Origin of the sequence: Paracoccus halophilus, from assembly GCF_000763905.1 — a bacterium.
GTDB classification, from domain to species: Bacteria; Pseudomonadota; Alphaproteobacteria; order Rhodobacterales; family Rhodobacteraceae; genus Paracoccus; species Paracoccus halophilus.
Window position 1 is genome coordinate 1 of record NZ_JRKN01000035.1, and the last position, 12941, is coordinate 12941.

A 12941-nucleotide genomic window follows, 5' to 3' on the forward strand; every position below is an offset into this window, starting at 1 on the left:
CCGCTGGCGGCCCGGCGCGGGGCCGGCCCACTAACCGGACCTGCCGTGCCGGAGAAGGCCGTGGAATTGCTGACCCCCGATCCCACCGATTTTGCCGTGCTTCTGATCGGTCTGCCCGTCGTGCCCTTCCAGCTGCCGGCATTGGTCATGAGGGCGCTGTTCGGCCTGCCGCTCTGACGGATGGCGCGGCCCCAAGGGCACCACGACCAGCTGTCCCAGCCGCACACCGCCCTCGGGCGCAAGATAGTCGAGGATGCCGACCACCTCCTGCGTCAGCACCGCGATCCGCGCGCCATGGGGATAGAACAGCGGCCGCGCCATCCGTCAGAGCGGCAGGCCGAACAGCGCCATCATGACCAATGCCGGCAGATGGAAGGTCACGACGGGCAGACCGATCAGAAGCACGGCAAAATCGGTGGGATCGGGGGTCAGCATTTCCACGGCATTCTCCGGCATGGCAGGTCCGGATAGTGGCACGGTCCCGCGCCGGGCCGCAAGCCGCCCGGTCAGACTTCACGCGCCCGCTGTTATGCGCTAAACCTGCGGGCAAATCAGCCAGCCAGGGGTTCCCGCACATGAAATTCTTTGTCGATACCGCCGATGTCGCCGCCATCCGCGAACTGAACGATCTGGGCATGGTGGACGGTGTCACCACCAACCCTTCGCTGATCCTGAAATCGGGCCGCGACATTCTCGAGGTCACCCGGGAAATCTGCGACATCGTCGAAGGCCCGGTCAGCGCCGAGGTCGTCGCCAGCGATGCCGAGGGCATGATCCGCGAGGGCAAGCACCTGGTCACCATCGCCCCCAATATCACCGTCAAGGTGCCGCTGACCTGGGACGGGCTCAAGGCCTGCAAGGCACTGTCCTCGGACGGCCACAAGGTCAACGTGACGCTGTGCTTCTCGCCCGCGCAGGCGATTCTCGCGGCCAAGGCCGGCGCCACCTTCGTCAGCCCGTTCATCGGCCGGGTCGATGACATCAACCTGGACGGCATGGAACTGATCGCCCAGATCCGCGAAATCTATGACAATTACGATTTCGAGACCGAGATCCTTGCCGCCTCGATCCGCTCGGTGAACCATATCACCGAGGCCGCGCGCATCGGCGCCGACGTGATCACCGCGCCGCCCGCCGTCATCAAGGGCATGGTCAAGCACGTGCTGACCGATCGCGGGCTGGAACAGTTCGAGGCGGACTGGGCCAAGACCGGCCAGAAGATCGTCTGATGAGCGTGGACGCCCCCGCCGATGCCGCCGCCGCGGCGCTCTCGGAGGACGAGCGCGCCCGCCTGCTGGCCAGACCCGAACTGATCCTTGCCGATCGCGACCTGATGCGCGCCCTGATCGGCGCGCGCGAGGCCGAGGTGGGCGAGAACGTGATCGACATTCGCGGCCGCGCGATGCAGGCGCTCGAGGCGCGGCTGGAACGGCTTGAAGCCGCGCATGAAACGGTGATTTCGGCCGCCTATGACAATCAAAGCGGCATGAACACCGTCCATCGCGCGGTGCTCTCGCTGCTGGAGCCGATGGATTTCGAGGGCTTTCTGGAAAACCTCGAAACCGCCATCGCGCCGATCCTGCGCGTGGAAACCCTACGGCTGGTGATGGAGGCCGGCGGCGACCTGCCCGCCCCCGAGGCGACCGGGCCGCTGGTGATCGTCCCGGCTGGCACCGTCGGAGGGCTGATCTCTGCCGGGCGCCGCAGCCCGCGCGGCGACGATATCGTCCTGCGCCGCGCCGCGCGCGAGACCCTGCCGATCCACGGCGAGGCGCGCGCGCCGATCCAGTCCGAGGCCCTGATGCCCATAGATCTCGGCCCCGGCCGGCTGCCGGCGCTGCTGGTCATCGGCTCGGCCGATACCGGGCGCTTCAACCCGGCGCAGGGCACCGATCTCCTGCGCTTCTTCGGGCAGGCCTTCCGGCTCGTGCTGCTGTCCTGGCTGCGGACATGACGGACGGGGCCAAGCCTCTGGCTCTGGCCCCGGCAATGGCCGACGCGCTGGCGCGCTGGCTGGACAGCGAACGCGCCACGCGCGACCGCTCGGATCACACGATCCGCGCCTATCAGGCGGATCTGCTGGCCTTTCTGGGCTTTCTCGGCGGCCATCGGGGCGCGCCCGCCCTGCCCGCAACCCTGGGCGAGCTGACGCAAACCGACATGCGCGCATTCGCCGCCGCCGAACGTGGCCGCGGCCTGTCGGCGCGGTCGCTGGCGCGCCGGCTTTCGGCCACGCGCAGCTTCATCCGCTGGATGTCGGACCGCCACGGTTTCGACGCCTCCCGGGCGCTGGCCTCGCGCGGGCCGAAATACACCCGCTCGCTGCCCCGGCCGCTGGCGCCGGAACAGGCGCGCGACCTGCTGGACATGGCCGAACACAGCCATCCCGAACCATGGATCGCCGCCCGCGACACGGCGGTGCTGACCCTGCTCTATGGCTGCGGCCTGCGCATCTCCGAGGCGCTCGGCCTGAACGGCGCGGACTGGCCGCTGCGCAAGACCATGACCATCCGCGGCAAGGGCGGGCGCGAACGCCAGGTGCCGGTCCTGCCCGTCGCGCATGAGGCCATCGCCGCCTATCTGGAACTCTGCCCCCACCCGCTGCAGGCGGACGGACCGCTGTTTCGCGGCGCCCGTGGCGGCCGCCTCGGCCAGCCGGCCGTCTCGGCGGCGATGCGCATCCTGCGCCAGGGCCTCGGCCTGCCGCCGACGGCGACGCCGCACGCGCTGCGCCATTCCTTCGCCACGCATCTGCTGGCGGCGGGGGGCGATCTGCGCAGCATCCAGGAATTGCTGGGCCATGCCAGCCTGTCCACCACCCAGATCTATACCGGGGTCGATGACGCCCATCTGCTGGCGGTCTATCGCAGCGCCCATCCCCGCGCCTGAGCGCCGCGCCCGCGCCTTCTTCTTCATCCAAATATCCATGCCGGCCGCGCCACCAGTAGGGCACCTTTACAATTCCCGCGCGGCGGACCATCAGGACGCCATGCTCGACCTCTCCCTCGACCTCATCCTGATGCTCGTCGCCGCCGCCTTCGCGGCCGGTTTCGTCGATGCGATCGCCGGCGGCGGCGGCCTCATCACCGTGCCGGCGCTGATGCTGGCGGGGCTGCCGCCGGCGCAGGCCCTGGCCACGAACAAGGTGCAGGGCGTGTTCGGCGCGGGGACCGCCGCGCTTTCCTATGCCCGGCGCGGGCTGGTCGATCTGCGCCAGCAGACCGGCCCCGCCGCCATCGCCTTCGCGGCGGCGGTCGTTGGCGCGCTGATGGTCACCCGGATTCCCACGCAAACGCTGCGCTACGGGCTGCCGGTGGTCTTGATCGGGATCGCGCTCTTCTTCGCGCTGAAACCGGGGCTGGACGATTCCGACCGCGCGCGCCGCATCACGCCCGCGCTTTTCGCCGCGACGGCAGTGCCGGTCGTCGGCTTCTATGACGGGCTTCTGGGGCCGGGGGCGGGATCGTTCTACATGCTGGGTTTCGTGATGCTGGCGGGTTACGGCGTGCTCCGGGCCACGGCACATACGAAACTGCTGAACTTCGCCTCGAACCTGGGCGGCCTGCTGGCCTTTGCGCTGATCGGCAAGCCGCTCTGGCTTTTGGGCGGGGCGATGGCGCTGGCGCAGATCGCGGGCGCCATGCTGGGCGCACGGCTGGCCATGCGGATCGGCGCGCGGGTGATCAAGCCGCTGCTGGTGCTGACCTCGACCGCGCTGGCATTGCGGCTGATCTGGCAAATGCTGTAACGGCCGGCGAATTGCGCCGGGTCAGGCCGGAAAGCCCTCGGCCCGGCGCAGTTCGCCGGTCGCCAGACCGCGCCAGTTCCGCAACGGCCCGGTCAGGTAGCGCTGCACCACCGGATCGCCCTCGGCCAGGATGCCCAGATGCACCAGCAGCGCCGTGATCGCCGCCTCGGCGGCACGCGTGCCGCCATCCGCGATCTTCAGCGCAACGCCCAGGCCGCGCTCGGGCAGGATGGCGACGAATACCGCCTCGGCCCCGGTTTTCACGACCGCCCGCCCCCCGGCCGCGCGCATCAGCTCGGTACAAGCGCGGCCTTCGCCCGCCACCAGTTCGGGATGGGCGATCATCGCCTTGACCAGCCGGCGCTGCGCCTGCCCGCGCCGACCGTCCCCGGGCCGGGCGAACCGCGCCATGGCCAGCGCCAGCCCGGCGACGCTGCAGGCGAAATTCGGCGCCGAGCAGCCATCGATGCCCCAGCCAGCCGCCTCTTCTCCGGTCACCTCCTCAAAGGCGCGGCGAACGGCGCGCTGGACCGGATGATCCGGATCGACATAGTCCGGCCCGGCCCCGAGATGCCGGTTCAGGGTCAGAAAGCCCGCATGCTTGCCCGAGCAGTTGTTATGGATCTGGCACGGGCTTTCCAGCGCGCAGATCAGCCGCCTGCGCTCATCGGGGTCGGCCGGCAGATGCGCGCCGCAACGCAGGTCGGCCTCGGCCAGGCCCAGCCCGTCGAGCCAGGCGGCGACGGGTTCGATATGGATGCGCGCGCCATTATGGCTGGCGCAGGCCAGCGCCAACTGCCTGCCGCCCAGCCCGTGGGCATCGGCCGCGCCGCTTTCGACAAGCGGCAGCGCCTGGATCATCTTGCACGAGGATCGCGGAAAGATCACCGCGCCGGGATCGCCCCAAGCCGCGACGACGCCGTTTGCATCCGCGATCACCGCATGGCCGAAATGCAGGCTTTCGCACAGCCCGCCACGCCATAATTCGATCATTCTGGCCAATGGCACGGCAATTTCCTCTGACAATCGCGCGATTTTCCGCATCCGGGGGTTTTTCGTGTCACAATTTTCGCATTATCTTGCCGGCAGATGGTTGAAAACACCACCGTCATCGGCAACAAGCCGGAATAAACCGGACCATGGCAGGAGGCCAGAGCATGTTGAAATTCGCGCCGCGCGCCGCAGCGGCAGCCGCCGTCATCGCAATCGCCGCGTCTTCGCCGGTCCTGGCCCAGGACTCGACGAATGTAATCGGGACCGAAGGCGACTGGACCGCGTTCTCCGCGAACAGCCCCAAGGAATGCTGGGCGGTATCGGCACCGAAATCGACCCAGAACCTGGACAGCAGCGGCAACCCCAAGGAGGTGACGCGCGGCGATATCCGCCTGTACATCGCCTATCGTCCCGGCCAGTCGGGCGAGGTGTCCTTTGCCGGCGGCTATCCCTTTGCCCCCGACAGCGCGGTCGAGGTGAATATCGGCGGCCAGGAATTCAAGCTGTTCACCGAGGGCGAAAGCGCCTGGACCGGCTCTCCGTCCGAGGACAGCAAGCTGATCTCGGCGCTGCGGGCGGGTGCTTCGGCGGTGATCACCGGGCGCTCGTCGCGCGGGACCGTCACCAAGGACACGTTCAGCCTGTCGGGCGTCACCGCCATGACCAGCCGGGCGCAGGAATCCTGCCGCTAGGCCGCATGGCTGCGAATTGATGAAGGCAGGGGCCCGCGCCCCTGTTTTCTTTTGCCCCGGCATGGCCTATATATCCGGCTTCCCCTTTGCCCGGACAACCAAGCCATGAACGCCGCCCCGATCACGCAAGACCTGCTGACCATCCCGCGCAAGCTGCCCGATGCGGCGCGGCAAAACATCGTCGGCCTGACGCGCGAACAGCTGCGCGAGGCGCTGATCGAGGCCGGCACCCCCGAACGTCAGGCCAGGATGCGGGTCGGCCAGATCTGGCAATGGGTCTATTACTGGGGGCAGCGCGATTTCGCCCGGATGACCAATCTGGCCAAGGATTACCGCGCCCTGCTGGCCGAGAAATTCGAGATCTCCCTGCCCGAGATCGTGACCCGGCAGGTCAGCGCCGACGGCACCCGCAAGTATCTGCTGCGCATCGCCGGCGGGCACGAGGTCGAGACCGTCTATATCCCCGAGGAAAACCGCGGCACGCTGTGCATTTCCAGCCAGGTGGGCTGCACGCTGACCTGTTCCTTCTGCCATACCGGCACGCAGAAGCTGGTGCGCAACCTGACCGCGGGCGAGATCGTCGGCCAGGTCATGGTCGCCCGCGACGATCTGGGCGAATGGCCCGAGCCGGGTCAGCCCAAGGACGAGACCCGCCTGGTCAGCAATGTCGTGCTGATGGGCATGGGCGAGCCGCTTTATAATTTCGACAATGTCCGCGACGCCATGAAGGTGGTGATGGATGGCGAGGGCATCAGCCTGTCGCGCCGCCGCATCACCCTGTCGACCAGCGGCATCGTGCCGGAAATCGCCAGGACGGCCGAGGAGATCGGCTGCCTGCTGGCGGTCAGCTTTCACGCCACCGATGACGCGACCCGCGACCGGCTGGTGCCGATCAACAGGAAATGGAACATCGAGGCGCTGCTGGACGCGCTGCGCGACTATCCGCGGCTGTCGAATTCCGAGCGGATCACCTTTGAATATGTGATGCTGGACGGGGTGAACGACAGCGACGAGGATGCCCGCCGGCTGGTCCGGCTGATCCGCGGCATTCCCGCCAAGATCAACCTGATCCCGTTCAACGAATGGCCCGGCGCGCCCTACCGGCGCTCCAGCTGGGAGCGGATCGAGGCTTTCGCCGATATCGTCCACAAGGCCGGCTATGCGAGTCCGATTCGCACGCCGCGCGGCGAGGATATCATGGCCGCCTGCGGTCAGCTGAAATCCGCGACCGAGCGTGGCCGCAAGTCGCGCGCCGAAATCGCGGCCGAGACCGGTGCCTGAGGCTTTGCCGCCCGGCCCGGTGGCCGCTGTTGCATGGATATTTGGATGAAGAAGAAAGGCGATCCGGCGCGCGCGCATGCGCTGGCGGCCATGCGGCGGTTTTCCGGCAGGATTGTCGGCATGACGCGCCGGGAACTTGCCCCCCGCGCCTTGCGGTCGTAGAAGCGGACCACCCCGAAAACGCCAGCGAGAGAGGCCCGACATGTCCCATCCGAAACCTGTCGTCCTGTGCATTCTTGACGGCTGGGGTATCTCAGATCGTCCCGAGCAGAGCGCGCCGGATCAGGCCAAGACCCCGAATTTCGACCGGCTGATGCGGGACTGCCCGCATGCGACGCTGGTGACATTCGGCCCCGATGTCGGATTGCCCAAGGGGCAGATGGGCAATTCCGAGGTCGGCCATACCAATATCGGCGCCGGCCGCGTGGTGGCGATGGATCTGGGCCAGATCGATCTGGCGATCGAGGATGGCTCGTTTTACGACAACGCGGCGCTTGGCGAATTCGTCTCGCGGCTTGGGGCGACGGGCGGCACCGCGCATCTGATGGGCGTGATCTCGGATGGCGGCGTGCATGGCCATATCCGCCATGTCATCGCCGCCGCCCGCGCCGTGGCCGAAAAGGGTGTGCCGGTGGTCGTCCATGCCATTACCGACGGCCGCGACGTGCCGCCGAAATCGGCCCTGGGCCATGTCGCCGAATTGCAGGAAAGCCTGCCTGAGGGCGCGCGCATCGGCACCGTGATCGGCCGCTATTTCGCGATGGATCGCGACAATCGCTGGGACCGCGTCTCGCGCGCCTATGCCGCGATGATCCAGGGCAAGGGGCTGACGGCCGCAAGCGCCGATCAGGCCGTGGCCGAGGCCTATGCCCGCGACGAGACCGACGAGTTCATCCCGCCCACGGTGATCGGGGATTTCCCGGGCGCCGGCGATGGCGACGGCTTCTTCTGCCTGAATTTCCGCGCCGACCGCGCGCGCGAAATCCTGGCCGCGATCGGCCAGCCCGGTTTCGATGCCTTCGATACCGGCGCACGGCCCGAATGGGCAGCGCTTCTGGGCATGGTCGATTATTCCGAGAAGCATGACGAATACATGAGTTCGGCCTATCCCAAGAAGCAGGTGGTCAATACGCTGGGCGCCTGGGTCGCCGCCAGGGGGCTGCGCCAGTTCCGGCTGGCCGAGACCGAGAAATATCCCCATGTCACCTTTTTCCTGAATGGCGGCAAGGAAACGCCAGAGCCGGGCGAGGATCGCCATATGCCCGCCAGCCCCAAGGTCGCAACCTATGACCTCGCCCCCGAGATGGCCGCCGCAGAGGTCAGCGACAAGCTGGTCGAGGCGATCGACGCGGGTTACGACCTGATCGTGGTGAACTATGCCAATCCCGACATGGTCGGCCATACCGGCAGCCTGCCGGCCGCCATCCGCGCCTGCGAGGCGGTGGACAAGGGCCTGGGCATGATGCTGGCGGCGCTGGAGCGCGCGGGCGGCGCGGCGGTGGTGATCGCGGATCACGGCAATTGCGAAACCATGCTGGACCCCGAGACCGGCGGCCCGCATACCGCCCATACCGTGAACCCGGTTCCGGTCATCGTCTTTGGCGGACCCGAGGGCGCGCGGCTGCGCGACGGCCGTCTGGCCGATATTGCGCCGACGGTTCTGGACCTGATGGGCCTTGATCTGCCCCCGGAAATGACCGGCGCATCCCTGATCGGGCGCGCATGAGACTGCGCCTGCTTTTCCCGGTTCTGGCGGCTTTCGGGCTGGGCACGACGGCGCCCGCGCAGCCGGCGGGCTCGGCGCAGGGCGATTCGCAGCTGAGCCGCGCCGCGCAGGAGGCCGCCGATGCCGCCGAGACGATCCGCGCCGCCATCGGCCAGCTGGATCAGGCCCTGACCGAGGACGATCAGGTGGTCGCCCTGACCGGGATGATCCGCGCCTATGAGCAGGGGCTTGCCGCACTGCGCGAAGGCCTGCGCCATGCCGGCATGCGCGAACAGGAGATCCGCGCCGATTTCGACGCCCGGCGCGAACGACTGGCGCGGGTGCTGGGGGCGATGACCTCGATGCAGCGCTCGCCCGAGACGGTGCTGCTGCTGCATCCTTCGGGGCCCGAGGCTGCGGCGCGGGCGGGCATGATCCTGGCCTCGGTCGCGCCGGGGCTGGAAGCCGAGGCGCGCGACATGCAGAGCAAGCTGGACCAGATCAGGACCGTCCGCACCATCCAGCTTGCGGCCGCCAATTCGCTGGCCCAGGGCCTGGGCGAGGTGCAGGAGGCGCGGCGGCTGCTGGCCTCGGCCGTGACCGACCGGTCGAGCCTGCCGGTCCGCTTCGGCGAGGATCCGCAGGAACTGACGGCGCTGGTGCAATCGGCCGACACCCTGGATGCCTTTGCGTCGGGACTGGCCGGCATGGAGCAGGATATCGGCGCCCCCATGGCCGATTTCGAGGGCGCGCAGGGCAGCCTGCCGCTGCCGGTCATCGGCAGCATCCTGCGCCGCTATGACGAACCCGACGCCTCGGGGGTGCGGCGTCCGGGTCTGGTCATCGCCACCGGCCCGGCAGCGCTGGTCACCACGCCCTGGCCTGCGACGATCCGCTATCGCGGCCCGCTGCTGGATTACGACAATGTGATGATCCTTGAACCCGCGCGCAACTATCTGATGGTATTTGCCGGGCTGGCGCAGGTCTTTGGCGAGACCGGCGATGTGCTGGCCGCGGGCGAGCCGGTCGGCCTGATGGGCGGCGAGGAGCCGCCCGCGCAGGAGTTCGGCGCCGAATTCGTCGCCAATGCCGCCGCGGGGGGCGGTGCCGGGCAGACGCAAACACTGTATGTTGAACTGCGGCAGGGCAAGGAAACACTGGACCCGGCCGAGTGGTTCGTGATGAATCCGATTATGGGCGAGGCCAGTCATGACGGCGCTGGCCGCAACGCAACCGGGCAGGACGGAACGGAATGAAACATTATCTACTGGCAGGGGCGGTCGGGACGCTTGCGGGCATCACCGTCGCCACGCAATTCGCCGGCCCGCTGGTCGCGCAGGAATCGGGCAGGAACGCATCGGTCTATGAGCAGCTCGACCTGTTCGGCAATGTGTTCGAGCGGGTGCGCTCGGAATATGTCGAACAGGTGGACGACAAGGAGCTGATCGAGGCGGCGATCAACGGCATGCTGACCTCGCTCGATCCGCACAGCTCGTTCCTGTCGGCGCGGGATTACGAGGACATGCAGACCCAGACCCGCGGCAGCTTTGGCGGCCTGGGGATCGAGGTCGGGCAGGAGGACGGGCTGGTCAAGGTCATCTCGCCCATCGACGATACGCCGGCGGCCGAGGCGGGCGTGCAGGCGGGCGATTTCATCACCCATGTCGACGGCGAATCGCTGATGGGGCTGAACCTCGACGAGGCGGTGGAAAAGATGCGCGGCCCGGTCGGATCGGAAATCAAGATCACCATCCTGCGCGAGGGCGAGAGCGAGCCCTTTGACCTGACCATCGTGCGCGACACGATCAAGCTGACCGTGGTCAAGACCCGGACCGAGGGGCGCGCCGTCGTGCTGCGCGTCACCACCTTCAACGACGAGACCTTCTCGACGCTGAAATCGGAAATGGCCAAGGCGATCGAGGAGGCCGGCGGCATCGACAAGCTCACCGGGTTCGTGCTGGACCTGCGCAACAATCCCGGCGGCTTGCTGAACCAGGCGATCGAGGTTTCGGACGCGTTTCTGGAGCGGGGCGAGATCGTCTCGACCCGCGAACGCGCGCCCGAGGACAGCGAGCGCTGGAACGCGAGGGCCGGCGATCTGGCGCAGGGCAAGCCGATGGTCGTGCTGATCAATGGCGGCTCGGCCTCGGCCTCGGAAATCGTGACCGGCGCGCTGCAGGATCACCGCCGCGCCATCGTCGTCGGCACGAAAAGCTTTGGCAAGGGGTCGGTCCAGACGGTGATGCCGGTGACCTCGGACAGCGCCATCCGGCTGACCACGGCGCGTTATTACACGCCCTCGGGACGCTCGATCCAGTCGCTGGGCATCCAGCCCGACATCATCGTCGAGCAGCCCCCCCGGAAGGCCGAGGATGAGACCGAGGCCGACAAGCCGCGCACCGAATCGAAATTCCTCAGCTCCGAGGCCGATCTGCGCGGCGCGCTGAACAACGATTCGATCTCGGACGAGGAGCGCAAGCAGATCGAGGAGGAGGCCGCGCAGGTCGAGGCCACCGCCAAGCTGCGCGAAGAGGATTATCAGCTGGCCTATGCGGTGGATATTCTCAAGGGTCTGGCGGCGATGGATTATCGCGCCGACACCCCGTCGGGAAACGCCAAGGCCGCCAATAACCTTCGCGGAGCCCGGACCGAATGAGCGAGGCCCCCGGCCCGTCCGGTCTGCCCTATCGCCCCTGCGCCGGGATCGTGCTGATCAATCGCGACGGGCTGGTCTTTGCCGGTCAGCGCATCGACAATCCCGGCACCGCCTGGCAGATGCCACAGGGCGGGATCGACAAGGGCGAGACCCCGCGCCAGGCCGCGCTGCGCGAGCTGGTCGAGGAAACCGGCGTGGCGGCCGATCTGGTCGAGGTGCTGGCCGAGACCCGCGACTGGGTGATCTATGACCTGCCGCCGGAACTGCTGGGCAAGGTGTGGAAGGGCAAATATGGCGGCCAGAAGCAGAAATGGTTCGCCATGCGCTTTCTGGCCGAGGACGGGGCGGTCAGGATCGACACCGAGCATCCCGAATTCACGCGCTGGCAATGGATGCGCGCCGAGGATCTGATCGCCAGTATCGTGCCCTTCAAGCGCGCGGTCTATGCGCAGGTGTTCGACGATTTCCGGGATCTGCTCGCCTGAACCTGCCGGCCCGTCGCCAGCGGCGCGGGCGGCATGGATATTTGGATGAAGAAGAAACGAGGGGGGCGGCGCATCGGGCCGCCCCGTCGGCTATCAGTTGCGCAGCAGCGCCAGCAGCCGGGTATCCGCATAACCGTCTGGCGTCACGCCCCGCGAGCGCTGGAACGCCTTGATCGCGTCCGAGGTCTTGCTGCCGATCTTGCCGTCCACGCCGCCGGTATCGAAGCCGCGCGCGTTCAGCTGGCGCTGGATCTCGGTCTTTTCGGCGCCGGAGAGGGGGCGGTCGCCGCGCGGCCAGCTGCCGCGAATTCCGGGGCGGCCGGCGATCGCCTCGGCCAGATAGGCGACGCCGAGCGCATAGCTGTCCGACGTGTTGTATTTCAGGATGGCGCGGAAATTGTCGGTGATCAGGATCGCCGGGCCGCGCGCGCCCGCCGGCAGCAGGATCGAGCCCGAGGGCACCGCGCCGCCATTCATCGCCCGCACGCCAAGCGCCGACCACTGGCCGCCCGAGCGGGTTACCGATTTGCCGCTCAGGTTATAGTCGAAACCGGGTGGGAGTGTCACCTCGGTTCCCCAGGGCTGGCCCGGGCGCCAGCCCATCTGGCGCAGATAGGCCGCCGTCGAGGCCAGCGCATCGGTCGGATCGTTCGACCAGATATCGCGCCGGCCGTCGCCGTTGAAATCCACCGCATGGCCGAGGAAGGAGGACGGCATGAACTGGGTGTGCCCCATGGCGCCGGCCCAGCTGCCGACCATATGCGCGCTGTCCACATCGCCGGCCTGGATGATGCGCAGCGCCGCGACCAGCTCGCCGGCGAAATACTCGCCCCGCCGGCCGTCATAGGCCAGTGTCGCAAGCGCGGGGACGATCCGGGTGTTGCCGCGATTGGCGCCGTAATTCGATTCCATCCCCCAGACGGCCAGCACGATTTCGCGCGGCACGCCGTAGCGCGATTCGATCGCCGCCAGCGTGCCGGCATGGCGCGCGGCCATGCTGCGGCCGGTCGGGACGCGCGTGCCGCCCACGGCGCCGTCCAGATAGTCCCAGATCTGGCGCGAGAACTCGCTTTGCCGGCGGTCCAGCGCAACCAGATCGGGCTGGAAACTGGCGCCCGCCATGGCGCTGTCGAAAACGCCGGGCGAGATTCCGGCCGCCAGTGCGCGCGGGCGGAAGGCCACCACCCAGTTGCGGAAACCGGCCTCGCTGCCCTGCCCGTTCGCCGTGGGCAAGCCACTGTAATTGCCGCCGGCCACCGCGCCGGGGGTCTGGCTGAACGACACGCCGCAACTGGCCAAAGCGGTGGCCAGCAGGGCCGAAAGGGCGATGCGGGTAATGCGTCGGGTCATGGGAATACTGCCTGCCTGTCTGGGTTTTGCC

The 12941-nt window shown here is 68.0% G+C and carries 12 protein-coding genes; 10 read left to right on the top strand and 2 right to left on the bottom strand.

The genetic code is table 11. The features are described from left to right. Positions 1 to 575: 575 nt before the first annotated feature. The 4 genes from fsa (at position 576) to IT41_RS16455 (ending at position 3748) form a co-directional block, all read left to right on the top strand. Positions 576 to 1229, top strand: coding sequence for a fructose-6-phosphate aldolase (gene fsa / locus IT41_RS16440; protein ID WP_036743435.1), 654 nt, complete (start codon positions 576 to 578; stop codon positions 1227 to 1229). Then, a complete protein-coding gene (locus tag IT41_RS16445) occupies positions 1229 to 1954 on the top strand; it encodes a DUF484 family protein (protein ID WP_052081716.1) in 726 nt (241 codons plus the stop codon). Before fsa ends, IT41_RS16445 begins: the two co-directional genes overlap by 1 nt. Beyond that, positions 1951 to 2889, top strand: a complete 939-nt coding sequence (locus tag IT41_RS16450; protein ID WP_036743437.1) for a tyrosine recombinase XerC — start codon at positions 1951 to 1953, stop codon at positions 2887 to 2889. The genes IT41_RS16445 and IT41_RS16450 overlap by 4 nt, the downstream gene beginning before the upstream one ends. 100 nt (positions 2890 to 2989) lie before the next feature. Further along, the gene (locus IT41_RS16455; RefSeq protein ID WP_036743439.1) at positions 2990 to 3748 is read left to right on the top strand and encodes a TSUP family transporter; all 759 of its coding nucleotides are present in this window, start codon (positions 2990 to 2992) and stop codon (positions 3746 to 3748) included. A 21-nt stretch (positions 3749 to 3769) separates the two neighbouring features. On the opposite strand, the gene IT41_RS16460 is transcribed toward IT41_RS16455, so the two are convergent. Then, positions 3770 to 4792 carry an asparaginase gene (locus IT41_RS16460; protein WP_052081717.1) on the bottom strand — a complete coding sequence of 341 codons (1023 nt, stop codon included), beginning with the start codon at positions 4790 to 4792 and terminating at the stop codon, positions 3770 to 3772. 113 nt (positions 4793 to 4905) lie between these two features. Between IT41_RS16460 and IT41_RS16465 the strand changes: the two genes are divergently transcribed. From IT41_RS16465 to IT41_RS16490, 6 genes are all read left to right on the top strand, one after another. Next, positions 4906 to 5433 (top strand): invasion associated locus B family protein, encoded by a 528-nt coding sequence (locus IT41_RS16465; RefSeq protein WP_036743444.1) that lies wholly within the window; start codon positions 4906 to 4908, stop codon positions 5431 to 5433. A 105-nt stretch (positions 5434 to 5538) separates the two neighbouring features. Continuing rightward, complete coding sequence (gene rlmN / locus IT41_RS16470; RefSeq protein ID WP_036743446.1) at positions 5539 to 6714, top strand: dual-specificity RNA methyltransferase RlmN; 1176 nt, start codon at positions 5539 to 5541, stop codon at positions 6712 to 6714. Between the two features lie 202 nt (positions 6715 to 6916). Beyond that, positions 6917 to 8440 (top strand): 2,3-bisphosphoglycerate-independent phosphoglycerate mutase, encoded by a 1524-nt coding sequence (gpmI, locus tag IT41_RS16475; protein ID WP_036743447.1) that lies wholly within the window; start codon positions 6917 to 6919, stop codon positions 8438 to 8440. Further along, positions 8437 to 9675 carry a murein hydrolase activator EnvC family protein gene (locus IT41_RS16480; protein ID WP_036743448.1) on the top strand — a complete coding sequence of 413 codons (1239 nt, stop codon included), beginning with the start codon at positions 8437 to 8439 and terminating at the stop codon, positions 9673 to 9675. Before gpmI ends, IT41_RS16480 begins: the two co-directional genes overlap by 4 nt. Further along, positions 9672 to 11075, top strand: coding sequence for a S41 family peptidase (locus tag IT41_RS16485; protein ID WP_036743451.1), 1404 nt, complete (start codon positions 9672 to 9674; stop codon positions 11073 to 11075). Before IT41_RS16480 ends, IT41_RS16485 begins: the two co-directional genes overlap by 4 nt. After that, positions 11072 to 11560 carry an RNA pyrophosphohydrolase gene (locus tag IT41_RS16490; RefSeq protein WP_036743452.1) on the top strand — a complete coding sequence of 163 codons (489 nt, stop codon included), beginning with the start codon at positions 11072 to 11074 and terminating at the stop codon, positions 11558 to 11560. Before IT41_RS16485 ends, IT41_RS16490 begins: the two co-directional genes overlap by 4 nt. Positions 11561 to 11653: 93 nt before the next feature. Here IT41_RS16490 and IT41_RS16495 read toward each other — a convergent pair whose 3' ends face one another. Further along, complete coding sequence (locus IT41_RS16495; RefSeq protein WP_036743453.1) at positions 11654 to 12910, bottom strand: lytic murein transglycosylase; 1257 nt, start codon at positions 12908 to 12910, stop codon at positions 11654 to 11656. Between the last annotated feature and the right edge of the window lie 31 nt (positions 12911 to 12941).